At 36.8% G+C, this 24,015-nt stretch carries 25 protein-coding genes, 1 pseudogene and 1 other annotated feature; all 26 genes and pseudogenes read right to left on the reverse strand.

Annotated elements, in window-relative coordinates:
- Nucleotides 1–52: 52 nt before the first annotated feature.
- Entirely contained in the window at nucleotides 53–175 is a 123-nt protein-coding gene (locus ABC228_RS04855) for a hypothetical protein (RefSeq protein WP_345823954.1), read from the reverse strand.
- Nucleotides 176–335: 160 nt separating this feature from the next.
- Entirely contained in the window at nucleotides 336–1,151 is an 816-nt protein-coding gene (locus tag ABC228_RS04860) for a lipid II flippase Amj family protein (protein ID WP_345823955.1), read from the reverse strand.
- 115 nt (nucleotides 1,152–1,266) lie between these two features.
- Entirely contained in the window at nucleotides 1,267–1,764 is a 498-nt protein-coding gene (locus ABC228_RS04865) for an HIT family protein (protein WP_345823956.1), read from the reverse strand.
- Between the two features lie 146 nt (nucleotides 1,765–1,910).
- On the reverse strand, nucleotides 1,911–2,771 hold the full coding sequence (locus ABC228_RS04870) for a LysR family transcriptional regulator (protein WP_345823958.1): 861 nt from the start codon (nucleotides 2,769–2,771) through the stop codon (nucleotides 1,911–1,913).
- A gap of 76 nt (nucleotides 2,772–2,847) precedes the next feature.
- On the reverse strand, nucleotides 2,848–3,468 hold the full coding sequence (gene pyrE / locus ABC228_RS04875) for an orotate phosphoribosyltransferase (protein ID WP_345823959.1): 621 nt from the start codon (nucleotides 3,466–3,468) through the stop codon (nucleotides 2,848–2,850).
- Between the two features lie 2 nt (nucleotides 3,469–3,470).
- Nucleotides 3,471–4,172 carry an orotidine-5'-phosphate decarboxylase gene (gene pyrF, locus ABC228_RS04880; RefSeq protein ID WP_345823960.1) on the reverse strand — a complete coding sequence of 234 codons (702 nt, stop codon included), beginning with the start codon at nucleotides 4,170–4,172 and terminating at the stop codon, nucleotides 3,471–3,473.
- Nucleotides 4,169–5,083 (reverse strand): dihydroorotate dehydrogenase, encoded by a 915-nt coding sequence (locus ABC228_RS04885; protein WP_345823961.1) that lies wholly within the window; start codon nucleotides 5,081–5,083, stop codon nucleotides 4,169–4,171. Before ABC228_RS04885 ends, pyrF begins: the two co-directional genes overlap by 4 nt.
- Complete coding sequence (locus ABC228_RS04890) at nucleotides 5,080–5,835, reverse strand: dihydroorotate dehydrogenase electron transfer subunit (protein ID WP_345823962.1); 756 nt, start codon at nucleotides 5,833–5,835, stop codon at nucleotides 5,080–5,082. Before ABC228_RS04890 ends, ABC228_RS04885 begins: the two co-directional genes overlap by 4 nt.
- Nucleotides 5,832–9,032 (reverse strand): carbamoyl-phosphate synthase large subunit, encoded by a 3,201-nt coding sequence (gene carB, locus ABC228_RS04895; protein ID WP_345823963.1) that lies wholly within the window; start codon nucleotides 9,030–9,032, stop codon nucleotides 5,832–5,834. The genes ABC228_RS04890 and carB overlap by 4 nt, the downstream gene beginning before the upstream one ends.
- The gene (gene carA / locus ABC228_RS04900) at nucleotides 9,025–10,125 is read right to left on the reverse strand and encodes a glutamine-hydrolyzing carbamoyl-phosphate synthase small subunit (RefSeq protein WP_345823964.1); all 1,101 of its coding nucleotides are present in this window, start codon (nucleotides 10,123–10,125) and stop codon (nucleotides 9,025–9,027) included. The genes carB and carA overlap by 8 nt, the downstream gene beginning before the upstream one ends.
- Nucleotides 10,118–11,404, reverse strand: coding sequence for a dihydroorotase (locus ABC228_RS04905; RefSeq protein ID WP_345823965.1), 1,287 nt, complete (start codon nucleotides 11,402–11,404; stop codon nucleotides 10,118–10,120). Before ABC228_RS04905 ends, carA begins: the two co-directional genes overlap by 8 nt.
- The gene (locus ABC228_RS04910; protein ID WP_427902210.1) at nucleotides 11,401–12,240 is read right to left on the reverse strand and encodes an aspartate carbamoyltransferase catalytic subunit; all 840 of its coding nucleotides are present in this window, start codon (nucleotides 12,238–12,240) and stop codon (nucleotides 11,401–11,403) included. Before ABC228_RS04910 ends, ABC228_RS04905 begins: the two co-directional genes overlap by 4 nt.
- Before the next feature lie 195 nt (nucleotides 12,241–12,435).
- On the reverse strand, nucleotides 12,436–12,978 hold the full coding sequence (gene pyrR, locus ABC228_RS04915; protein WP_345823967.1) for a bifunctional pyr operon transcriptional regulator/uracil phosphoribosyltransferase PyrR: 543 nt from the start codon (nucleotides 12,976–12,978) through the stop codon (nucleotides 12,436–12,438).
- Nucleotides 12,979–13,134: 156 nt separating this feature from the next.
- Nucleotides 13,135–14,043 carry an RluA family pseudouridine synthase gene (locus ABC228_RS04920; RefSeq protein ID WP_345823968.1) on the reverse strand — a complete coding sequence of 303 codons (909 nt, stop codon included), beginning with the start codon at nucleotides 14,041–14,043 and terminating at the stop codon, nucleotides 13,135–13,137.
- Nucleotides 14,044–14,511 carry a signal peptidase II gene (gene lspA, locus ABC228_RS04925; RefSeq protein WP_345823969.1) on the reverse strand — a complete coding sequence of 156 codons (468 nt, stop codon included), beginning with the start codon at nucleotides 14,509–14,511 and terminating at the stop codon, nucleotides 14,044–14,046.
- A 174-nt stretch (nucleotides 14,512–14,685) separates the two neighbouring features.
- A pseudogene (locus tag ABC228_RS04930) lies at nucleotides 14,686–14,982 on the reverse strand (SDR family oxidoreductase); the annotation flags it as partial.
- A gap of 96 nt (nucleotides 14,983–15,078) precedes the next feature.
- Nucleotides 15,079–17,835: an isoleucine--tRNA ligase gene (gene ileS / locus ABC228_RS04935; protein ID WP_345823970.1), complete on the reverse strand. Its 2,757-nt coding sequence runs from the start codon at nucleotides 17,833–17,835 to the stop codon at nucleotides 15,079–15,081.
- An 86-nt stretch (nucleotides 17,836–17,921) separates the two neighbouring features.
- Nucleotides 17,922–18,148 (reverse strand) — a binding site (T-box leader).
- A 60-nt stretch (nucleotides 18,149–18,208) separates the two neighbouring features.
- On the reverse strand, nucleotides 18,209–18,712 hold the full coding sequence (locus ABC228_RS04940) for a DivIVA domain-containing protein (RefSeq protein ID WP_345823971.1): 504 nt from the start codon (nucleotides 18,710–18,712) through the stop codon (nucleotides 18,209–18,211).
- 168 nt (nucleotides 18,713–18,880) lie between these two features.
- Nucleotides 18,881–19,660 carry a YlmH family RNA-binding protein gene (locus tag ABC228_RS04945; protein ID WP_345823972.1) on the reverse strand — a complete coding sequence of 260 codons (780 nt, stop codon included), beginning with the start codon at nucleotides 19,658–19,660 and terminating at the stop codon, nucleotides 18,881–18,883.
- 9 nt (nucleotides 19,661–19,669) lie between these two features.
- A complete protein-coding gene (locus tag ABC228_RS04950; protein WP_345823973.1) occupies nucleotides 19,670–19,954 on the reverse strand; it encodes a YggT family protein in 285 nt (94 codons plus the stop codon).
- An 8-nt stretch (nucleotides 19,955–19,962) separates the two neighbouring features.
- Nucleotides 19,963–20,382: a cell division protein SepF gene (locus ABC228_RS04955; RefSeq protein WP_345823974.1), complete on the reverse strand. Its 420-nt coding sequence runs from the start codon at nucleotides 20,380–20,382 to the stop codon at nucleotides 19,963–19,965.
- 16 nt (nucleotides 20,383–20,398) lie between these two features.
- Nucleotides 20,399–21,070, reverse strand: a complete 672-nt coding sequence (locus tag ABC228_RS04960; RefSeq protein WP_345823975.1) for a YggS family pyridoxal phosphate-dependent enzyme — start codon at nucleotides 21,068–21,070, stop codon at nucleotides 20,399–20,401.
- A 24-nt stretch (nucleotides 21,071–21,094) separates the two neighbouring features.
- Entirely contained in the window at nucleotides 21,095–21,904 is an 810-nt protein-coding gene (gene pgeF / locus ABC228_RS04965) for a peptidoglycan editing factor PgeF (RefSeq protein WP_345823976.1), read from the reverse strand.
- Nucleotides 21,905–21,960: 56 nt separating this feature from the next.
- Nucleotides 21,961–22,218 (reverse strand): YlmC/YmxH family sporulation protein, encoded by a 258-nt coding sequence (locus ABC228_RS04970; RefSeq protein ID WP_345823977.1) that lies wholly within the window; start codon nucleotides 22,216–22,218, stop codon nucleotides 21,961–21,963.
- Between the two features lie 166 nt (nucleotides 22,219–22,384).
- Nucleotides 22,385–23,164 (reverse strand): RNA polymerase sporulation sigma factor SigG, encoded by a 780-nt coding sequence (gene sigG, locus ABC228_RS04975; RefSeq protein WP_345823978.1) that lies wholly within the window; start codon nucleotides 23,162–23,164, stop codon nucleotides 22,385–22,387.
- Between the two features lie 120 nt (nucleotides 23,165–23,284).
- Nucleotides 23,285–24,004 (reverse strand): RNA polymerase sporulation sigma factor SigE, encoded by a 720-nt coding sequence (sigE, locus tag ABC228_RS04980; protein WP_345824163.1) that lies wholly within the window; start codon nucleotides 24,002–24,004, stop codon nucleotides 23,285–23,287.
- Between the last annotated feature and the right edge of the window lie 11 nt (nucleotides 24,005–24,015).

The following is a 24,015-nucleotide window of genomic DNA, read 5'->3' on the forward strand; positions in this document are numbered from 1 at the left end:
ATCGTGATGTCCGGTTCCGTTTTATAGTATTCTTGCTTACAATAATAGTTATTTATAAGAAAGTGAATATAAGTAAAATTGCAATAATCGATGATATAAAGATTAGACCTATTACAGCTAACTTCTTGGTAAATCGTATTGCATCTTCACTAACCTCTGGGTCATCTTCGCACATCCACCTTTTACCAAATAAACCTTAAAAATATTTTAAAGACTTCTCTTCTATATAAAAACGATAACCGATACCCAAGTGAAAATTGCAACAATTCAGCCCAAATCACTCAATAAATACTTTGTTAACTGTCAACCTCAAGCACATAAATGAATAGAAAGTGTTACACAATAAACCCGGTTAACCATGCAATATATGCTGCACCCGGAATAAACAATAATTGTGCTAGTAATGTTCCTAAAAACCTAGATGTCACCATCAACAATGAAATACTTTTAAGTTTCTGATAGCTCCCTCTTTGATTGACAACGTCATCCGCAATGACGGAAATTTTAGGATCAATGAATATAACTAATAGAATGGTTGCAATCCCGTTTATCAAGCCCGAAGCCATGATTGCTGTTGAAGCTCTTTCAGGGACTAACAACGCTGCGTACAAGGCTGATAAAACACCGATTGTGTAAATAGCAGTTATAACCATATTTACAAAAAATAATTTAATCGGAATGTCTTTCATTATAGTCGATCTTAAGTATGTAAATTTTGGTAGGTTAAAATGCTTTATACCACGCTTTATGTATTTCAACGAAAATATTCGTTTAAATAAAGATGGAATAGATCCTCTTTCTTCTGATAAATGGATAATCGCTCGGGAAAATACTGCAATAAACGTCGGGAGAAGTATTATTCCAAAAACGGTTCCAACTGTAGAAGCGCCAATCAAAAAGCGAAATTGATTCTCCACAAACTCTAGTGCATTTTCATTAGGTGCTCCATCAATTAAACTACCAGTAAACGGTTGTTGCATCATATTTGCTAATCTTGACAGTATAACCATTACATTGAATAAGGATAAAGCAGAAGCAATCATTTTCACCCTTGCGCCTGATAATCTTACTGCATAAGCAAGTGTTTCAATAGAATGAATGACAAAAATAAACAAAGCAATATATAATAGCTTTTCGGTTAAAAACTCCACTTTATTACCTTCTTTTCTTAAATTAAATCAAAATGGAATATAGCAATCTTAACATAGAATCCCATTTTTTTATGCTGAATCTAATAAAATATAGAGAATTAACTAGAGGAGCCTATTACAATGACGGACCTTTATTTAATTCCTTTGTCAGACTGTTAATGGCATTCATTACTTCTTGAATATTTTCCTTATCATTCATATTATTGCGAGCATGTAGTAATACCGGTCTCACTGATTCTACTGATCTTCCGAAATCGTACATCCATTGATATCTTGGAACCATCCATGTATGAAAATGGTGAGTTGTATCTTCGTTATAAAAATAATAAACATATTCTATTCCTAATACGTTTCTTTGGGCCTTTCTAATCTTCGATAAAGCCTTCATATAATCTAATTGCTCTTCTTCCGTCAGTTCATCAAGGCATGTTACATGTCGTTTAGAAGCCAGGATGATTAATCCTTTAATTGGATAGGCAACATCTTGGTGCGCGTGAAAAAATTCTGTCTCCATGACAACGCCACCATCTGGTTTCATGCTTCCACCTGTAATTGCACAACTTAAGCAGTCGACTTCCACTTTGCTACCATTGGAAAGTGTTATTTTTCGCATCGCTAACCTCCTAGAATACATAATATATAGTGTATCTCTTATTACCCTAACGCAATAGATTCATGCATGTGTGTAAAAAAATACCTATCAATTTTTTTCATATGAATTGATAGGTATTTCATCTTATAAGGTGATATTGATTCCTATTAAAAAAACGTCTCATCCGTTAGCATATTAATAAATTGATCTACTTGAGGTAGCTCGCGAATTCCTTCTTGATAAGATACCCACGTATATCTCGTTACAGGTTTTCCATCAGATTCTAATGCAACATGTGGAAATTCATCCATCATCGAATCCGATACACTTTTGGGTAATACTGCCATGCCAATTCCTTGCTTCATAAACTGTTTACAGGTTTCAATCTGATCGACCGTAATCGTTCTTAAAGGTTTAATTCGATGCTGATGATGATAAAGCCAATTATCTACTAGTTCATGCATGCTATCATCACTCTTAAATGATATTAATGGGCGCTCTTTTAAGGTTTCTTTTGGAAAGGATTCTGTATCAAAAATATACAATGGGTCATCAAACAACCGAATACTAGTACTTTCTTTAAGCTTTTCACCTCGAATAATACAGACATGATAATCCTTATGATTTTTCTTAATGTCTTCACTAATACCTGTTACTAAGTCAATCGTTACCTTTGGAAAAAGACTTGTGTATTCCCCTAATATCTTTGGAAGAAATCGCTGACTAATTAATGATGAACAAGCAATAGAAAGTGTTCCTTGCACTTCCATACTTGAGGTTGAGAGCCTGTTTTTTAACGCCTGCTCTTCCTCAATAACTCGTTTGGCATGCTGTAAAATAATTTCTCCACTAGGTGTTAGCACCAAATTCTTTGGTGTTCGAATAAAAATCATTTCGCCAAAATAATCTTCAATAAATTTTAATCGTTGTGTAACAGCAGGCTGAGAAATTAAGATTGCTTTTGCGGTTCCTCTAATAGTACCAATTTTATTTAATTTTAGAAGTAATTCGTAATCCTCAATCTTCATAATTTAAATCCTCTTATAGATAATTTTTTATTATACATCTTCATTATATAATAAGAATCTAGTTATTGCACATCGATTAGATTTTGATTGAGTTTCGCCATTCAATTAGCGCTGATTTTTGAAATGCATCAAGCTTCCCATCCGCTTCTAATCCCTCAATTAATTCATCATAGTTTGTGAGACTTTGAAAATTTAGATTTACTTGCTCAAAATTAACGGTTGCTTTTTCTAGACCATATGTAAAGATGGATAACACATAGACTACTATTGCCCCTGCTTTTTCCAAGGCTTCTACAGCCTCTAGTGCTGATCCACCAGTTGAGATTAAATCTTCTATAACAAGCACCTTTTTCCCTTCTACTTGATAACCTTCAATTTGATTTCCTTTACCGTGTCCCTTTGGTTTAGAGCGAACATATACCATAGGAAGATTCAAGCTATCTGCAAGCCATGCCGCATGAGGAATGCCAGCAGTTGCACATCCGGCAATTATGTCAGGCTTTATATCCAAATACTCCATTTTTTCAATAAAAGCTAATGTTATTTTTTTGCGTATCTCTGGAAAGGACATCGTTATTCGATTATCACAATAAATGGGCGACTTAATACCAGATGTCCAAGTAAAATAATTTTCAGGATTAATTTGCACTGCTTTAATACGTAATAGATCTCTTGCTAATTCCTGAGCTAATTTCATAGTCATTCCTCCCATTCCATAACAGCCTGGTGATAAGCTTTTTGTGGATTAGCAGCTTGTGTCACGCTCCGGCCTATAACCAAATAGTCAGCACCATTTTGACGTGCATAGCTAGGAGTTGCCACACGCTTTTGATCATTTACAGCTGTATCAACTAATCGAATACCTGGTGTAACGGTAACAAACCTTTCTCCACAAGCCTTCTTCACTTGGCTCGCTTCGTGAACAGAACATACTACCCCATCAGCACCATTAGCTTGTGCGAATCGCGCAAGATATACTGTATTCTTTGTCAAATCTCCAGGTATTAATAGTTCCTCGTTCATCTGTTTATTATCCATAGATGTCAGCATGGTAACGCCAATAAGTTTCGTGTGATAATTTGGATTCCCTTCCACAAGACCTTCCTTTGCTCGTTTTATCATTTCACTTCCGCCTAGCGCATGAATATTTACCATATCCACTTCTAAGCTAGCAATAACATTCATAGCATGCATTACGGTTGTTGGAATGTCATGTAATTTTAAGTCTAAAAAAATGCGATGACCGTTTGCTTTAAGACTCTCTATAATCTTTGGACCCTCACGATAATATAGTTCCATCCCAACTTTCACAGGGATACCCTGAAATTGATTGCTTTCTAAAAACTGATCCAATGTCTTCTTATTGGAGAAATCTAATGCTAAATAAATGGAGTCTGTCATACTAAAATCCCCTTTCCTATCGCTTCTTGTACCGATTGAAAATCATACTTTTCCAACGTACTTGGCAACGCATCAATAATGTCTGAACAAATAAAAGGATTTTGAAAATTGGCTGTTCCAACAGCAACTGCACTTGCTCCTGCTAATAAAAACTCTAGAACATCTTCAGCGCTTTGCACTCCACCCATACCAATAATTGGAATTTTCACCTGCTGACTTACTTCATAAATCATACGGATAGCCACTGGTTTAATCGCAGCGCCAGATAATCCACCCGTTTTATTTGCTATAATTGGTTTTCTCTCTGTTAAGTGGATTTGCATACCTGTAATCGTATTAATCATGGATAATCCATCTGCACCTGCTTTTTCCACTGCTTTCGCCATGTCAATAATGTTCGTAACATTTGGCGACAGCTTTACATAGATTGGTAATTTACTTGCCTTCTTCACGATTTCTGTAACACGCGCTGCCATCTTGGGATTCGTACCAAACTGGATACCACCTTCTTTAACATTAGGACAGGAAATATTTAATTCTAATGCATGAACAAAAGAGGTATCGTTAAAGGAACGAGCGACATATTCATATTCTTCTAAGGAACTTCCTGCGATGTTCGCTATGATATTGGTATTATACTGCGCTAGAAAAGGAACTTCGGTTTCGATAATTTTTTGGACCCCAGGATTCTGCAGTCCAATAGCGTTCAGCATACCAGAAGCAGTCTCCGCAACGCGAGGAGTGGGATTACCAAATCGCTCACTACCTGTTGCAGCCTTCATTATCACAGCACCTAGCTTACTAAGGTCATAGAATTCACTATACTCTCTTCCAAATCCAAAGCATCCAGAAGCAGGCATAATAGGATTTTTTAGGCTAAGTCCCGGCAGTTCTACTCGCAGCTGTGTCATAGACTTACCTCCTCTGCATGAAAGACTGGACCATCCTTACAAATTTTCTTATAGCCATTTCCATCCTTTGTTGGTATCACACATGCGAAGCAGGCTCCAACTCCACATCCCATTCGTTCTTCTAAGGATAAATAGCCCTCTTTACCAGCTAGTTTTGTAGATAGTGCTTTGAGCATAACGATTGGACCACAAGAATAGTAGGAATCAAAGGTTGGAACTTTGTCCAATACATCCGTAACAAAGCCTTTCTCACCATAGCTTCCGTCATTCGTTACAATGATTGTTTCTCCTAAGGCTTTAAATTCATCTTCATAAAACACGCTAGCTTTATGTTGAAATCCTAATACGGACACTACCGTATATCCTTTATCCTTTAAAGTTTTTCCCAGGAAATATAATGGTGGAACACCGATTCCTCCTCCAACTAGTAAAATAGTGGAGGGTGACTCTTTATCAATGGAAAAGCCGTTGCCAACTGGAGCTAGCACATCTAAAACATCTCCACACCGATACATAGCTAATTCTTCCGTACCAGCTCCATTTATTTTAAAAATAATCGTAATGGTTTGTTGCTCTCGGTTACAGTCAGCAATGGAAATTGGTCTTCTTAATGTTTTCTCGCCAATCCGAATATGCAAAAATTGACCCGGTATAGCTATTTCACTAATACACGGATTCTTTAGGACCATTTCAATTGAATCCTCTGCAATTCTATTGGTGGATATAATCGTCATTAGCTCTTTATGAATCATAATATAACAGCCTCTTTTGTCGATATTGGACGTGCACTAAATGTTGTTGAATCAATGACATTCAATATTGCGTTAGCTGTGTCTAAACTCGTTAAACAAGCAATTCCATGCTCAACAGAGAACCTTCTAATCATAAAACCGTCTGATCTTGGTTGTTTACCGGAAGTTAGTGTATTAATCACAAATTGTACTTGTCCTTGTTCAATAATTGATAATACATTGGGTTCTTTGGCACCTATTTTTGCAACTTCAGCAACTGGTATATTCGCTCCTCTTAGAAAGGACGCCGTGCCTTCTGTTGCATATAGTTGAAAACCTAATTGATGAAATCGTTCAGCTATTTCAAGCATTTCTACCTTATCTTTATCAGCAACCGTTAACAGTACTGCACCTTCACTTGGGACCGAAATTCCTGCTGCTAATAAGCCTTTGTACAACGCTTTTTCTAACGTCTTATCATAACCAATTGCTTCTCCAGTTGATTTCATTTCAGGCCCAAGAATAGTATCAACACTTCGTAGTTTTTCAAATGAAAATACTGGAATTTTTACAGATACTTGACTTGTCTCCGGGAGAATACCAGATTCATAGCCTAAGTCATTTAATTTTTCTCCAAGGATACATCTCGTTGCTAGATTCGCCATTGTAACACCCGTAATTTTACTTAAGAAAGGAATGGTTCTACTTGCTCTTGGGTTTACCTCTAGTACATATACCGCTTCTTCTTGAATAATGAATTGAATATTAACGAGCCCCTTTACACGTAGTGCATGAGAAATTTTCATCGTCGCCTCAAAGCATTTTTGCTTTACATTCTCTGAGATTCTCTGTGGCGGATACACAGCAATTGAATCTCCAGAATGGACACCTGACCGTTCAATATGCTCCATGATTCCAGGAACAATCGTTGTTTCACCATCACTAATCGCATCAACTTCGATTTCAATTCCAGTAATGTATTTGTCTATTAGAATAGGATGGCGATCATTAATATGGCCTGTTTTATTTAAATATAATTGTAACTCGTCTGTACTATAGACAATTTCCATTCTACTCCCACCAATGACGTATGATGGCCTTACAAGCACTGGATACCCAATAGATTCCGCAACTTCAATTGCCTGTTCCATTCGTTTGACCGCTTTTCCTTGTGGACGTAATAGAGAAAGTTCATCTAATAGCAACTCAAATTTGTCTCGATCCTCAGCTGTATCGATTGCATTTAAATCTGTCCCTAAGATGGTGACACCTCTTCGTGCCAAACCTTCAGCTAGATTAATAGCTGTTTGTCCGCCAAATTGGACAATGACACCGATCGGATTTTCAAGACGAATGACATGCATCACATCTTCTAAAGTCAGTGGTTCAAAATAAAGCTTATCGGAAATACTAAAATCAGTTGAAACGGTCTCTGGATTATTATTCATGATAATCGCTTCATAGCCCATTTCTTTAATAGCCAATACAGAATGTACTGTTGCATAGTCAAACTCCACTCCCTGCCCTATTCGAATAGGACCTGATCCGAGAACTAGAACTTTCTTATTTGTTGAAGCAAACGACTCATTCTCTTCTTCATAAGTGCTGTAAAAGTAAGGAGTACTTGAATAAAATTCTGCTGCACAAGTATCAACCATTTTGTATACTGGCGAAATATTATCTGATATACGATATTGAAAGAGCTCATCCTCTGAAATTTCCCAAAGCCTAGCTATATGAGCATCAGAGAATCCCTTCTGCTTTGCTTCTTGTAATATATCGTTAGCAAATTTATTGGCTTGTATCACTTGTTCGAAGTGAACAATCCCTTCAATCTTCCTCAGGAAAAATAAATCAATTTTTGTAAGTTGATAAATTTCTTCAGTATTTATTCCTCTTCTTATCGCTTCTGCTATGATAAAGATCCTTTCATCATCAGCTTTTGATAACCGTGATTTTATGGTTTCCACGGATTCAGTTGTTACGCTTTGCAACCAAAGTTGCTCTGTTCCAATATCCATGGAACGAATTCCTTTTAGTAAGGATTCCTCGAAGTTCCTACCAATGGACATAATTTCACCAGTAGCTTTCATTTGTGTACCAAGCTTCCGATCTCCTGTCACAAATTTATCAAATGGGAAGCGTGGAATTTTTGTAATGACATAGTCAAGAGCTGGCTCAAATAACGCATACGTATTACCAGTAATTGGATTGATTATTTCATCTAATGTAAGCCCTACTGCGATTTTGGCTGCCATCTTCGCAATTGGGTAGCCAGTAGCCTTCGAGGCCAATGCTGACGATCTACTAACTCGTGGATTAACTTCAATTACGTAATAATGAAAGCTATGTGGGTCCAACGCCAGCTGAACATTACAACCACCTTCTATTTCTAATTCTCGAATAATCTTTAGTGATGCATTTCGTAAAAGCTGATACTCCCTGTCACTTAATGTCTGTGAAGGAGCTACAACAATAGAGTCTCCAGTATGAATACCTACAGGATCAATATTTTCCATATTACACACGACAATCGCTTGATCATTTTTATCGCGCATTACTTCATACTCAATCTCTTTATACCCTGCGATATTTCGTTCAATTAAACATTGGTTCACAGGTGATAATGCTAAACCATTCCGAGTTATTTCTCTGAGATCTGTCTCATCGTAGCACATACCACCTCCAGTTCCTCCCAATGTATAGGCAGGGCGAACGATTAATGGAAAACCAATTTCTTCTGCAAAGACAAGTGCTTGGTCTACCGTTGTCACAATTTGACTTTCAGGGACAGGTTCATGTATTTCTCTCATTAGATCGCGAAACTTTTCTCGATCCTCTGCCTTTTGAATAGCTTCTAATGAAGTTCCTAGTAGCTTCACATGATATTCTTGTAAAATCCCTGTTTTATCTAAAGCAACTGCTAGGTTTAATCCAGTCTGACCACCTAATGTTGGTAAGAGTGCATCTGGTTGTTCCTTTCGTATAATCTTTGTTAAAAACTCTACTGTCAGAGGTTCCATGTATACTTTATCTGCTACGGTTTGATCCGTCATAATGGTAGCTGGATTTGAGTTTGCTAAGATTACGGTGTATCCTTCCTCACGTAGCGCTTGACAGGCTTGTGTTCCCGAATAATCAAATTCTGCTGCCTGACCTATAACAATAGGACCTGAACCAATGACGAGTATTTTCTGGATGTCTTTATTTCTAGGCATACACTTCACTCTCCTGCTTTACTAAATTTTGTTTAATTAACTCAAGAAAATCATCAAATAAATAATTGGAATCCTCTGGTCCCGGAGAGCTTTCAGGATGGTATTGAACTGAAAATGCTGGATATATTTTATGACGAATTCCTTCTACAGATTGATCATTTAAAGCAACTTGTGTTAGTGCAAGATTCGTTTCGTCTAAGGATGACCTTGTTACAGCATAGCCGTGGTTCTGTGAGGTTAGAAAGGCTTTACCAGTTACGATATCTTGTACTGGATGATTTCCTCCACGATGACCGAATTTCATTTTCTCTGTTTTTGCCCCACATGCAAGTGCTAGAAGCTGGTGACCAAGACATATCCCAAATATCGGAATATACGGAAGCACCTGTTTAATCATATCAATCGCTTCAGGAACATCTGTTGGATCTCCTGGTCCATTTGTTAACATAATTCCGTCTGGTTTAAGTCGTAAAATTCCCTCAGCTGAATAATTGTAAGGAACAACTGTTACATGACAATTTCTCTTCGTTAATTCGCGCAAGATCCCATGTTTCATCCCAAAATCTACTAATACAATGCGATATCCTCGACCTGGAACAATATAGGGCTTTATGGTGGATGTATGCCTAACTTGGTTGTGTAATTCCGGAGTAGCTTGTAATTTATCCAGGATGACCTTGTCTTCAACATCAATGTTAGCTAAGTAGCCCTTCATTGTTCCTGCTTCTCGGATGCGTTTTGTCAGCTTCCTTGTATCAATGCCTGTAAGCCCGGGAATATCATGTGCTTCTAAGTAGCTAGATATCGTCTCATCACATCTAAAGTTAGATGGAAATTCACTATATTCTTTCACAACTAATCCATTAATAAATGGTGCTACTGTTTCGAAGTCATCCCGGTTGATGCCATAGTTTCCTATAAGGGGATAGGTTAGTGTTACAATTTGTCCACAGTAGGACGGATCAGATATTATCTCTTGGTATCCTGTCATACTTGTATTAAATACTACCTCTCCACTAATCTCTCGTTTACTACCGAACCCTTCCCCAATAAATATTGTTCCATCCTCTAAGACTAACTTTCGTTTAGACATGAAAATCCTCCTCATAGACAATTTCTCCATCACATATGGTTAAAACTGGTACTCCAGTTACGTTCCAATTGTGAAATGGTGTATTTTTACCCTTGGAATAAAAAGTATGTTTGTCAATATTCATTTCTCTTTCCACATCAATTAATGTTAAATCTGCTACTACATTTGCTGCTAACTTGCCATAAGGTAGACCGAAAATAGATGCTGGTTTAATTGTTAGCCAATCTACTAGTTGCTTTAAGGTTATTTTGTTCTGCTTTACAAGGTAGGTATACAGTAGTGGGAAAGCAGTTTCTAAACCAACAATTCCAAATGGTGCATGTAGCATTCCTTGTGCCTTTTCATCAGAACTATGTGGAGCATGATCTGTTGCGATGAAATCAATTGTCCCCTCTAATAATCCCTCTAATAAAGCATCTTGATCCTCTTTACTTCGCAGCGGAGGATTCATTTTAAAATTTGCATCATCTTGTTCTATCGCATCTTCACTTAGTAAGAGATGATGAGGTGTCACTTCAGCGGTTACCTTAATACCAGCTTTTTTAGCATCTCGTATAACACGAACAGATTCCTTCGTACTTACATGACAAACATGATAATGACAGCCAGTTGCTTCAGCTAATAAAACATCACGTGCAATTTGTACAGATTCACTAAGGGAAGGAATGCCTGGTAAATCAAGGCGTTTACTCACAGCACCATCATGAACAACACCACCGTATACGATTGAATTATCTTCACAATGTGCTACGATTGCTTTGCCATTTTGGGCAGCTAATTGCATTGCACGATACATTGCATCGGCTGCTTGTATTCCAACCCCATCGTCAGTAAACCCAAAGATATCAAGCTTAGAAAGTTGATCAATATTTGTAAGTTCCTCACCCTTCAACCCTTTTGTAATTGCGGCATATGGAAGTACACGTACAAGTGCATCATTTTTAATTCGTTCTAACAGCTGCTGTACGGTTTCCAATTTGTCTGGGACTGGGTTTGTATTTGGCATTGCACAAACTGTAGTAAAACCACCTCTGGCCGCTGCTTTCGTCCCTGTCTTTATCGTTTCTTTATGTTCTCCTCCTGGCTCCCTCAAATGGATATGTACATCAATAAATCCTGGTACCAGTAGTCGTTCTTGACAATCAATTATTCTATCAACATCCTCTATTTCAATGAACGAACTTATCGTTTGAACCATATTCTCTACTATTAAAACATCGCATGCTTCAAATTCACCGTTTTCCGTTAATGTTCTAGTATTTTTTAACAATAGCTTCATTTAGAAATCCCCCATTCTTTTAGTACATGATTTAAAATAGCCATTCTGACATAGACACCATTAGACATTTGCTTGAAAATTCTAGAACGGCTACATTCCACTAATTCATCCTCTATTTCCACACCTCGATTAATTGGTGCAGGATGTAAAATAATTGCATGATTCCTCATGGCATTCTCGCGTTGTTTGGTCAACCCATAGTTCTCTAGGTAATCCATGGTTTTATACTGAGTATCATGTCTTTCATGCTGAATTCGTAGTAGCATCAATGCATCACAAAGCTTTACAGCTTCATCGATGGTCACATATGGAAAATCAAGTGAATTATCCTCATATCCAGGTGCTGCGCTTAAATAGACTTTTGCACCAAGACGTTGGAGGGCAAGGGCGTTTGACTTCGCTACCCGACTATGTATTATGTCACCAACAATCACGACTTTTACATTCTCAAAACTTCCAAATTCCTGATATAGGGTTAATAGATCTAACATACATTGTGTAGGATGTTCTGCTTTTCCTGCGCCAGCATTAATAATTGGGATGTTAATACCGGTGCTTAATTCTGTTATCCAATCGTCTGCTTCATGACGTATAACGGCAACATCTGCACCGATTGATTCGAAGGTTTTTACCGTGTCGTATAAGGACTCACCTTTTAATAAACTGGAGAAATCGGCTTGAAAGTCCAGTATTTCCAGTCCAAGCTTTTTCTGAGCCACAATAAAACTCATTTTCGTTCTCGTACTCGGTTCAAAAAATAAATTGGCTGCAAATATTTGCTTCGAGAATGTAGGACTATTCTTCTGGAAGGAAGAAGCAGAATCTAGTAATTGCATAATCTTGTCACTTGATAATTGATTAATAGATATAAAATGTTCCATGTCTCCTCCTAATATTGTGACTGTTTGTTGCATAAAAAAACCTCTTTGCAATTTTGGTCGCAAAGAGGTACACGTGTAGTAGGAAATCGTACACATGAACAAAGCAACCTTGTAAACCTCTCTGGATTTATTTAAAGGTCCCTACCTTATTTACTTTTCATAGATCGAAACTAAATCGACGCGATCTATTTCATCAAGTTGAACCACAATGATTTCCTTATCAGATGTTGGTATATTTTTTCCAACATAATCAGCTCTGATAGGTAATTCTCGATGACCACGATCAACTAATACTGCTAACTGTATTTGCGATGGTCTTCCCAAGTCCATAACTGCATCCATTGCAGCTCTTACTGTTCTTCCTGTATACAACACATCATCAATTAAAATAACTTTCTTATTCGTTAAATCAACCGGAATATCCGTATTTCGAATTTCAGGTTCATTATTCTCAACTGCTTTCTGCAAATCATCGCGATATAACGTAATGTCTAACTCACCTATTGGCAAGGTTAATTCCTCAATCTTCATAATCTTTTCTTGTATTCGTTTCGCAAGCGGAACTCCTCTCGTTTTAATACCCACAATTACAAGGTCTTCTCCACCTTTGTTTTTTTCAAGTATTTCATGTGCAATACGAGTAAGTGCTCGATTGATTGCTTGTTGGTCTAGAATTTCTGTTTTCTTGTTCATTTTATCACCTCAATAAAAAAACCTTTTCTCCATGAGGAAAAAAGGTTTTATATAGACGTATCCCTACGACTTAATCCGCTTCCTTTTTAGCCTCTCTGGACTGAATTAAAGGTCTCTTATTCATTTGTTACATTATTTCAGAAATCATGTAAGCTGTCAATACATATTTTCTAATGTTGTAAGCAACTCCACAAAATAAGCTGGAGGTTCAGCCTCAAAATGTAGCCATTCACCTGTTGTTGGATGTTTGAAACCAAGGACTTTAGCATGTAATACTTGTCCCTCGGTATCTAATGTCTTTCTCGGTCCATACTTTGGATCACCCACTAATGGAAACCCAATGTATCGCATATGAACACGAATTTGGTGTGTCCTTCCAGTCTCTAACTGGCATTCAATATGTGTGTATTCTTGAAAACGATTTAACACTTGGAAGTGAGTAACTGCATGCTTTCCATTTTCAACAACACTCATTTTTTGTCGGTCTTTAGGATCTCGACCTATTGGTGCATCGACCATACCTGTATCATGATTGATAACCCCATGAACGACAGCTACATACTTGCGTTCTACTTCTTTATTTGATAATTGCTCTGCAAGGGATGAATGTGCTTTATCATTTTTAGCGACTACTAATAGTCCGCTTGTATCCTTGTCAATACGATGAACAATGCCAGGTCGTTCAACACCATTAATACCAGACAAATCATCACAATGATACAGTAGAGCATTTACCAATGTACCACGTTGATGTCCAGCTGAAGGATGCACAACCATCCCTTTCGGTTTGTTGACTACTAATAAATCCTTATCCTCGTATAGAATTGCTAGCGGTATATTCTCGGGTTCAATATCAAGTGGCTCAGATTCAGGAATGGACCATGTAATAAGGTCCCCTTCTTGGCATTTATAATTTGCCTTAACAATCTCACCATTCACCTTTACAAGCTCTTTGTTAATCCATAATTGCACTTGTGAACGAGACTGTTCCTGGTTTACGTTAGAGATTATTTTATCAATTCTTGTTTTAGCCTCAGATTCTGTAACGACATGTTGTAATAACATTTAAGCATTTCCTTTCTGCTTCTTCTCATCTAATATTGTCGCAATAATAACAAAAACCACACCTATGGTAAGGGCAGAGTCCGCAATGTTAAATATAGGAAAATCATACCCAAATATGACAAAGTCAAAGAAATCTACTACTTCTTGATGGAATATACGATCGATAAAGTTACCGATAGCACCTCCTAGAATTAAGCTAAGGGCAACTGCAAACAGCTTGTTATTTTTTCCGAATTTATGTAGATAAAAAATAACCCCTATTATGACAACAACTGTTATGAGATAAAAGAAGCCCATTTTTCCTTCTAAAATCCCCCATGCAGCACCACGATTTCGATGTGATGTTAAATAGAAGAAATTATCTATAATTGGTATTTGCTCGTATAACTCCATATTTTTTACCACAAGATATTTGGTCAATTGATCAATTGCAATAACAACAATTGCTAAAATATAGTAACGATACATTCTCCGTCCTCCGATTCCAACTGCTCTCTGTAAGTTAATGTTTAATTTATAAATAACTATTAAAATCCTTAGTTAATCTTATACTGTATCGTAGCAAAATTCAATGATAATGAGGGGCATTTAAATTAGTAAAGGAAAATGACATGAATGCCTCGTTATCTTTACACCCTCATCCTATCGCTTAAATCCACCCTCTGAATAGATAATTTGACCAGTATTCCACTCCGCTTCCTCACTGACTAAAAATTTAACAATTCTTCCCGCATCTTTTGGGACAACGATTCGTCCAAAAGGAAATTTTGGGAACAACTGGCTTTTAATTTCTTCTGTCATCCAACCTGTATCAGTAGGACCTGGATTTACAGCATTAACCGTAATTCCTAAAGGAGCTAGATCTGCCGCTAATGTAATTGTATGTGCATCAATAGCCCCCTTAGTTGTTGCATAAGCTACTTCACCAGGCATTGGCCCGGTTTATCTTGGCATCAGCTTGCCACATATTGACATAATTGATTACTAAGAAAGACCAAGCCACTGTGACTTGGTCTTTCGATACACAATAATTCCTTAAACCGTATAATGTTTCTCCACAACGTCTGCACAACGAGAACATAATGTTGGGTGTTCTTGACTTTGACCAACGGTTTCTGAAGCAATCCAGCAACGTTCACACTTCTCACCAGGGTGTTTTTCAACGAGTACATCAACAAGGCGATATGCTGTTGCTCCTTCTGCATGATCTGTTATAACCGCTTCTGAAACAATAAAGAGCTGATGGATATCTTCAATTGCTTGAAGTACCTCTCTTGTATCTTGATCTTTGGGTACAACTGTAATCTTAGCTTCTAAGGATTTACCGATAACTTTTTCATTTCTTGCTTCCTCTAATGCTTTTAAGACATCATCACGAACAGCCATGAAGTGATTCCACTTATTCTCTAACCCTTCAAAGCCTTCAATTACTCTAGGCTCAGGGATGTCTGTTAATTGTGGACTTGACTCATTCACACCAGGAATATATTCCCAGACCTCATCAGCTGTATGAGGAATAATTGGTGTTAACAGTTTAATTAATGTTGTTAAAATTTCGTAATAGCCCGTTTGGATGCTTCTACGTCTGAGATTATCCTCTGATTCAATGTATAGCACATCTTTTGCAAAATCAAGGTAAAACGAGCTTAGATCATCTGCACAGAAGTTATGAATTCGATGGAAAATAGGAGAAAACTCGTATTTTTCATAGCTTTCTTTAACTTCTTTTACAAGTTGCTGCAGACGATGTAACATATAACGGTCTACTTCCGTCATTTCTGATTCTGAAACCCCATCTGTTTCCGGGTTAAAATCAGCAAGGTTCGCAAGCATGAAACGGAACGTATTACGAATTTTACGATATGCTTCTGATGTTTGCTTTAAGATGTCATCTGAGATACGAACGTCTGCTTGATAGTCAACAGATGAAACCCATAACCGTAAAATGTCAGCACCTAATTGCTTTAATACTTTACTTGGAAGTACGACATTTCCTAATGATTTACTCATTTTACGACCATTTCCATCTAGTACAAACCCATGACTAATTATCGATTTATATGGTGCTTTACCAGTAACAGCAACAGAAGTTGATAAGGAAGAGTTAAACCAACCACGATATTGGTCACTTCCCTCTAAATAAATATCAGCAGGTCTCCTGTGGTCTTCACGTTGTAGTAGAACACCAGCATGCGAAGAACCAGAATCAAACCATACATCCATGATATCTGTTTCTTTTGTAAAGTTTCCATTAGGACTATGCTCAGAAGTAAATCCTTCTGGTAATAAGTCCTTGGCATCACGCTCAAACCAAACATTCGAGCCATGCTCAGCAAACAGATTGGATACATGGTCAATTGTTTCATCGGTAATAATTGGTGTTCCATCTTCACCATAAAAGACTGGGATAGGAACTCCCCATGCACGCTGACGAGAAATACACCAATCCTCGCGATCACGAACCATGTTATACAGTCTCGTTTCCCCCCATGCTGGGTACCATTTTACTTGTTTGATTTCATTTAAAATATCTTGACGAAAATCCTTAATCGATGCAAACCACTGCGCTGTCGCACGGAAAATTGTTGGTTTTTTAGTTCGCCAATCGTGTGGATAGGAGTGTGTGATAAATGCCAACTTTAAGAGTGCTCCCACTGATTCAAGCTTCTCCGTAATTACTTTATTCGCTTCATCATAGAATAAGCCTTCAAAACCTGGTGCTTGACTTGTAAATACACCCTTTTCATCAACAGGACATAAAACATCTAATCCATATTGTTTGGAAATAAAGAAATCATCTTCCCCATGACCTGGTGCAGTGTGTACACATCCAGTCCCTGCATCTGTTGTAACATGATCACCTAGCATTACAAGAGATTCTCGGTCATAGAATGGATGCTTCGCTGTTGCACGATCTAATTCTGCTCCTTTAAAGCTCTTAACAACCTGAGGGTTTTCCCACTCTAACTCTTTCGATACTGTCTCTAATAAGGCTGACGCTACTACAAATCTTTCTTTATTTTCTTCCACAAGTACATAATCGATAGCTGGATGTAAGCTAATTCCTAGGTTTGCTGGAATTGTCCAAGGTGTTGTTGTCCAAATAATAATTTTGTCGCCCTCTTCTACAACACCCCTACCATCTGTTACTTCAAAGGCAACATAAATGGATGCAGAACGCTTATCGTAATATTCAATTTCCGCTTCTGCAAGTGCAGATTCTGAAGATGGAGACCAATATACTGGCTTTAATCCTTTATAGATATACCCTTTTTTTGCCATATCTCCGAATAGCTTGATTTGCGCAGCTTCGTAGTCCTCTGTTAGTGTCATATAAGGATTATCCCAATCGCCACGTACTCCCAGCTGTTTAAACTGTGTGCGTTGGTTATCAATTTGTCCCATCGCATACTCAGCACAAAGCTGTCTAAACTCTGCAATCGATAGTTTTTTGCGGTCAACTTTCTTATTCTTTGTAAGAGCAGTTTCAATTGGTAAACCATGAGTGTCCCAACCTGGAATATATGGTGCATGATAGCCAGTCATTGATTTATAACGAGTAATAAAATCCTTTAAAATTTTATTTAACGCATGCCCAATGTGTAAGTCACCATTTGCATATGGAGGACCGTCATGAAGGATAAATAATGGTCTACCTTTTGTTCTTTCTTGGACCTTATCGTATAAATTCTCTGCTTCCCATTGCTCTTGACGCTTCGGTTCTTTATTTGGCAAATTTCCACGCATCGGAAATTCCGTTTTTGGCATCAGTAAAGTTTCTTTATAATCCACTGATCATATCCTCCTTATTTTTCATTCAAACAATTCATTACTTCCAAAATATTTTAAAAAGAAATAAAAAAAGCCTCTCATATCCCTAAAGGGACGAGAAGACTCGCGGTACCACCCTTATAAACTTAAAATGATTACCATTTTAAATTCACTCGATATTCGTAACGTGAATAATGCGTCCATTTCTACTAGCTATTCGTTCGAATGGATACTCGAGAGTGATCTTCTAAAAACGTACTGTACTAGGCTTACACCATTTCCTAGCTCGCTTAACAAGTACTTGTTTTTATACTAGCTCTGTCATCGTATTTGGTTTTATTTTGATTACTATTTGTGTAAGCATTATATGTAAAATTCCTACATACGTCAAGGTTTAAGACTCTTGATTCGCTAATTCCAGCTCTTTCCCCATCTCAGCTTCAAACAAATCTTCCCAGTCATCAGAACCAATCATATCTAATTGAGCTTCTACAAGCATTTTTAATCTTGTACGGAAAACTTTAGCTTGTTTTTTCAATTCTTCTACTTCAATAGAAATCTTCCGAGACTTACTTAACGATTCATTGATGATGCGATCTGCATTTTTCTCTGCTTCTTTTATGATTAGCTTCGATTCTTTTGATGCATTTCCTTTTAGTTCTTCTGCCGTTTCTTGTGCAATCAGAATGGATTTGTTTAATGTTTCCTCAATATTGGTAAAATGACTAAGCTTTTCATTCATTTGTTCTAGCTTTTCTTTTAGTTCTTTCTTTTCACGAATGACAATTTCATAATCTTTAATGACCTGATCTAAGAATTCATTAACCTCATCTTCATCATATCCACGAAATGCTCTTGTAAACTCTTTATTATGGATGTCTAACGGTGTTAATGGCATAATACTAACCTCCCTATTTAATCAATAAATAATATAAGTGCAATTTTAGTATAACAATAAATTTCGACAAAAAATACGGATTTCCTGCAATTTCAGATAATTTTTCCCTTTAAAATTGAAAAAGAACTACTCCTTGATACTCATTATATATCAAAAAGTAATTCTTTACTATATTTCTAGGATGGCAGTTGTTATTTTATATTTATCTTTTTTAGTTTGTCCATTAATTCCAATAAGTTTACTTCTCCCTCTTCCTCTTAAGGAGATTAAATCATCTTCTCGCAGTAGAAATTTTCCATCTTCAACAACCCTATAATTAACCTTTACCATTCCTTTTTGTATCAGAACTTGGGCATCTTTACGAGAAATGGAGTATATTTCTTTAACAATGGTGTCAAGCCTTAGGGATGAGACGATTTTCTCGGATTCATTCCAGACTGATTCTATTTCGATTACATTTTTAAGCTGTACTTCTTCAAGCCTAATTGAAGCTCTTTTAATACCTGTTAAATTCATTATGACGTAAGAAATAATTTCTTTATCTAGAATTATTTGAATCTTACCATCAGCAGCATAGATATCCCCGAGTTTTTTACGCGTTATCCCTAATGATAAGAAAGCTCCTAATACATCTCGATGTGCAACAGTGACAAATTTCTCATGATACGAGGCTTGTACTAATGAAATATCAAAGGAATCATTTGTAATTTCCTCGTAGTACGGCGCAATAATTGCTCGCTTTCGTTCAGAGTACTTGCCACCACCAAAGAACTTCACTTGTAGTTCATCACTTGTAGTACCGATTAGCATCTCAATAACCTGCTGCTCCCGCGGATCAAGGAAGTCTGTCAGCTTTGCTTGAAAAGAGCGTTCTACTCCTTCCTTCCACGACAACACCCGATCAATAAATCCATGTTCCTCTTTTCTAAAATGTTGATAAATATCCATCTAATAGGGTCACCCAAGTATGATAGGAGCAAGCATATTATACAACTCTCTAACTCCAGTCCCTGCTAACTGTAAAACCAAGATAGCAACAATTGGAGAAAAATCGATCAAGCCTAATGGCGGAATAAATTTTCTAAATGGCTCTAAGTATGGCTCGTATATTCTTGACATAAAACTACCAAACGAGGATTCTCTAGCACCAGGGAACCAGGACATAAAAATATAAACAATCAACCCAACACTATATATGTGCAAAGCCATTGAGAGTGTATTAAATATATGATATAACCACATAATCTACATTACCATCCTTTATCAGTATCTTCTTCCAATGTTTCAGAAATAGAACCTGAAACATCAATTGTATCAGGAGCGCAGAGAAACGTTTGTGAACCTAAACGTTGAATAACACCATTGACTGCATAAACCGTACCACTTAAAAAGTCAACAATTCGTTTAGCTTGTTGATGATCGACACGCTGTAGATTAATGACAACAGCACGTTTGTTCACAATATTATCGGCGATTTGCTGTGCTTCTTCATAGGTTCTAGGTTCGCAAAGAATCACTTTAGAGGAGGAAGCCTTCACACTCTGTAAATTGATGACATTACTTCCTTGCTTCGTATTACTGGCATGCTCACTCACTTCTTCATTCACATATTCATACTCATACTCATCATCCATCGTGAAAAATGTTTTAATCTTATTCTTAATACTCATATTTCCACCTCACTTATTAAGAACCAACTAATTTAGAGCCGATTCGTATATGGGTTGCACCTTCTTCTATTGCAAGATGATAATCATTACTCATGCCCATGGATAAGAAATCACAAGGTGCATGTTGATAATGTTCTTCCTTTATTGCATTTCTTAGTTCAGCTAAATCACGGAATACACCTCGGATAACCTGTTCATCATCTGTATGCGGAGCCATCGTCATAAGACCTACAACTTTAATTTTCGAGTATTTCGAAATCTCTTCTAAAAAAGGAACTACTTGATCAGGCTTCATTCCATGTTTGGATTCTTCCCCACTTACATTTACTTGCACAAAGCAATTTACTGTCTTTTCGGACCTTTTATCAATTTCTTTGGCTAATGACAGTCTGTCCAAGGAATGAATAAAATCTACCTTATCAATAATTTCTTTGACTTTTCTAGTTTGTAGACTTCCAATAAAATGCCATGTCGCCTGTTTACCAAAATGCTCATACTTTTCCATGAAACCTTCTTGACGATTTTCGCCAAGGTGTTCAATTCCTGCTTGTAGTGCTTCCTTTGTTCTTTCTATTGTAACATATTTCGTGACACCAATGATGTTTATTTCCTTCGGACTTCGTTTACTTTTACCGCAAGCTTCTTGAATAGTTGCTTGTATCATTTCTAAATTATGTGATACGTCCATTACTGCCCAATCTCCTCCTTAATACTAACGGGTATATCCAATATATCCTAGCATACGACCTGTTTTTCCATTATCACGACGATGTGAAAAAAATAATGCATCATCGCTAAATGTGCAAAAATTTGTTATATCTATATTATTACGAATGACCCCTGATTGTAAAAGAATTTCGACATTTAACTGCTTTAAATCGAGTAAATAATGCTCATTACCTATTGGTGTTAGCACATTCTCACAATGCTTAATTGGGATACGCTCCTTAACATATTCGTCTACTTCGTATTTTTCTTTCGAAATACATGGTCCTATTGCTACTAATAAATCCTCCACATTAACCCCTAGTGCTCTTAATTCTTTTACCATTTTTTCTGCAATTTGGCCAACTGTTCCTTTCCAGCCAGCATGAGCAATTCCGATATATTCCGTAATCGGATCAAAAAAGAATAATGGTACGCAATCAGCGAAAAAAGCCGTACAAAGTATTCCTTTTTCCTTTGTTATTAGTCCATCTACACCTTTGATAGCAGAATCAGTTGAAGTTGAGCCCTTCCCAGCATCTCCTGCTTCAACTATATGAATAGATGTTTGATGCACTTGTTCTCCTGCTACCCAATTCGATAGGGGTATACCGACTGTTTCAGACAATCCTTGTCGATTCAATATCACATCATTCTTATGATCAAACACATGTAATCCCAGGTTATTCGTAAAGAAGGGTTTTTGACTTACTCCACCATTACGAGAGGTAAAGCCAGCTCGTAATCCTGGATTAATCGTTTGCCATTTATCTAATTGCAATAATGATTTGTCATCGTACTGGAATATTTCTTGCATGGTGATAGGATACCCCCTATATGTAACAACTACTGATTCATGATTCATTTATAAGATTAATCAATGTATAGTCTTGGACCATCAACATCTTTGACTAGAATTACGTCAGAACCTATTGTTACGATTTGCTCCCAATATATCATTAATTCCTCTGGTTTTCCAAAAAAACCTCCTTTTTTCTCACGTAAATAGATGACCAAAGCAATTATTTTACCTCTATCTGGATCAATCTCCAAATCTGAGATATGACCTAATTTTCTTCCATCATTAACGATGATAACCTCTTTCACTTGTAGCTCTGATAATTTAATCATCCGATTCACCTGCCTTAGTAGAAATATATATGCAGTGACAGAGAAGTTCATTCAGAGTAGAATCTGTTACTTTTATCGATAAGACATATTGTTGCGTATGTATTTATGAACTACAAAGAGGAACAGATCCAATAATCTGTTCCTCTTTGTTTATTTAAGTATTTATTTACTCAAACATTTGCTTATTCATTTGACTAATTGCAGCTTTTTCTAAGCGTGAAACCTGTGCTTGCGATATACCAATTTCATCAGCAACTTCCATTTGCGTTTTCCCTTGGAAAAAGCGTTTATTAAGTATCATCTTTTCTCTTTCATTGAGTTGATACATTCCCTCTTTTAACGAAAGCTTGTCAACCCAAGAATCGTCCTTATCCTTTTCATCACTAATCTGATCCACAACATAGATCGGATCTCCACCATCATTATAGATTGGTTCGAATAATGATACGGGGTCTTGTATAGCGTCCATTGCAAATACCACATCAGAATGCGGTACACCCATCTCCTCGGCAATTTCAGCTGGAGTAGGTTCCTTAGACGTTTTATTTATAAGCTTTTCACGTACTTGTAATGCCTTGTAGGCAATATCACGTAATGACCTAGATACACGAATCGGATTATTATCACGTAGGTATCTACGAATCTCACCTATTATCATCGGTACGGCATAGGTTGAAAATCTTACGTTATGACTTAAATCAAAATTATCAATGGATTTCATAAGTCCGATGCAACCAACCTGAAACAAATCATCTACATATTCACCACGATTGTTAAATCGTTGGATGACACTCAATACAAGACGTAAGTTTCCATTCACTAGATCTTCTCTCGCAAATATATCCCCCTCTTGCATTTTAATAAATAATTCACGCATTTCTTCATTGGTTAACACAGGTAGTTTGGATGTATCAACACCACATATTACAACTTTATGTCTAGTCATTCTGTACCCTCCCAGTTGGAGATGCTGTTCATGGACAGTATCTCCTCTAGAGGGAAAATTTATGCAATGTAAATCACCCAATCACGATGAAAATCCTTATCGATTATTGTAGTATCAAGGCTACACCATTTTATTAAATTCTTTTTTAAGTCGTCTTATAATTTTCTTTTCTAGACGAGAAATATAGGATTGAGAAATTCCCAACATATCTGCAACATCTTTTTGCGTTTTTTCTTCTTCGCCAATTAAGCCAAAGCGTAGCTCCATTATTTGTTTTTCTCGTGCATTCAGCTGGGATAAAGCATCTTGGAGTAAATGTTTATCTACTTTCGTTTCTAAATTTTTCGTGATGATATCATCATCCGTCCCTAAAACATCGGACAGTAATAGCTCATTTCCATCCCAATCAATATTTAATGGTTCATCAAAAGAAATCTCAGATTTTAGTTTATTGTTCCTTCTCAAATACATGAGAATTTCATTTTCAATACATCTCGACGCATATGTAGCTAGCTTAATTTTCTTTTCCGGATTGAAGGTATTTACAGCCTTAATTAATCCTATTGTTCCAATACTTATTAAATCTTCAATATTGATTCCTGTATTTTCAAATTTACGAGCAATATAAACGACTAATCTCAGGTTACGTTCAATCAATACTGATCGTGCCGAAGAATCTCCCTTCGTTAGTAATACAAGCAGTTCACTCTCTTCTTCCTTTGATAAGGGTGGTGGCAGTGCTTCACTTCCACCTATATAATATATTTCTTCTGACTTAATCCCTAGTTTTATTAATAATCTGTACCACCATAATCGCATTCTAATTTTAAGTTTCTTCACCATGTATCGCT

Origin of the sequence: Ornithinibacillus xuwenensis (assembly GCF_039614845.1) — a bacterium.
Taxonomy (GTDB): Bacteria; Bacillota; Bacilli; order Bacillales; family Amphibacillaceae; genus Ornithinibacillus; species Ornithinibacillus xuwenensis.

What these genes read in the sequence shown, in the direction of transcription:
- pyrF (WP_345823960.1), bottom strand. Translation starts at nt 4,172, where the DNA reads ATGACAGACTCCATTTATTTAGCATTAGATTTCTCCAATAAGAAGACA.
- pgeF (WP_345823976.1), bottom strand. Translation starts at nt 21,904, where the DNA reads ATGCAAGAAATATTCCAGTACGATGACAAATCATTATTGCAATTAGAT.
- lspA (WP_345823969.1), bottom strand. Translation starts at nt 14,511, where the DNA reads ATGTATCGTTACTATATTTTAGCAATTGTTGTTATTGCAATTGATCAA.
- ABC228_RS04970 (WP_345823977.1), bottom strand. Translation starts at nt 22,218, where the DNA reads ATGATTAAATTATCAGAGCTACAAGTGAAAGAGGTTATCATCGTTAAT.
- ABC228_RS04890 (WP_345823962.1), bottom strand. Translation starts at nt 5,835, where the DNA reads ATGATTCATAAAGAGCTAATGACGATTATATCCACCAATAGAATTGCA.
- pyrR (WP_345823967.1), bottom strand. Translation starts at nt 12,978, where the DNA reads ATGAACAAGAAAACAGAAATTCTAGACCAACAAGCAATCAATCGAGCA.
- ABC228_RS04940 (WP_345823971.1), bottom strand. Translation starts at nt 18,712, where the DNA reads ATGCCATTAACACCGTTAGACATCCATAATAAAGAGTTTACAAGAGCA.
- ABC228_RS04960 (WP_345823975.1), bottom strand. Translation starts at nt 21,070, where the DNA reads ATGGACGTATCACATAATTTAGAAATGATACAAGCAACTATTCAAGAA.
- pyrE (WP_345823959.1), bottom strand. Translation starts at nt 3,468, where the DNA reads ATGAAATTAGCTCAGGAATTAGCAAGAGATCTATTACGTATTAAAGCA.
- ABC228_RS04950 (WP_345823973.1), bottom strand. Translation starts at nt 19,954, where the DNA reads ATGTGGTTATATCATATATTTAATACACTCTCAATGGCTTTGCACATA.
- ABC228_RS04855 (WP_345823954.1), bottom strand. Translation starts at nt 175, where the DNA reads ATGTGCGAAGATGACCCAGAGGTTAGTGAAGATGCAATACGATTTACC.
- ABC228_RS04885 (WP_345823961.1), bottom strand. Translation starts at nt 5,083, where the DNA reads ATGACACAGCTGCGAGTAGAACTGCCGGGACTTAGCCTAAAAAATCCT.
- ABC228_RS04865 (WP_345823956.1), bottom strand. Translation starts at nt 1,764, where the DNA reads ATGCGAAAAATAACACTTTCCAATGGTAGCAAAGTGGAAGTCGACTGC.
- ABC228_RS04905 (WP_345823965.1), bottom strand. Translation starts at nt 11,404, where the DNA reads ATGAAGCTATTGTTAAAAAATACTAGAACATTAACGGAAAACGGTGAA.
- ABC228_RS04955 (WP_345823974.1), bottom strand. Translation starts at nt 20,382, where the DNA reads ATGAGTATTAAGAATAAGATTAAAACATTTTTCACGATGGATGATGAG.
- ABC228_RS04870 (WP_345823958.1), bottom strand. Translation starts at nt 2,771, where the DNA reads ATGAAGATTGAGGATTACGAATTACTTCTAAAATTAAATAAAATTGGT.
- ABC228_RS04920 (WP_345823968.1), bottom strand. Translation starts at nt 14,043, where the DNA reads ATGTTATTACAACATGTCGTTACAGAATCTGAGGCTAAAACAAGAATT.
- carB (WP_345823963.1), bottom strand. Translation starts at nt 9,032, where the DNA reads ATGCCTAGAAATAAAGACATCCAGAAAATACTCGTCATTGGTTCAGGT.
- carA (WP_345823964.1), bottom strand. Translation starts at nt 10,125, where the DNA reads ATGTCTAAACGAAAGTTAGTCTTAGAGGATGGAACAATATTTATTGGG.
- sigG (WP_345823978.1), bottom strand. Translation starts at nt 23,164, where the DNA reads ATGACTAGACATAAAGTTGTAATATGTGGTGTTGATACATCCAAACTA.
- ABC228_RS04945 (WP_345823972.1), bottom strand. Translation starts at nt 19,660, where the DNA reads ATGGATATTTATCAACATTTTAGAAAAGAGGAACATGGATTTATTGAT.
- ABC228_RS04910 (WP_427902210.1), bottom strand. Translation starts at nt 12,240, where the DNA reads ATGCAATTACTAGATTCTGCTTCTTCCTTCCAGAAGAATAGTCCTACA.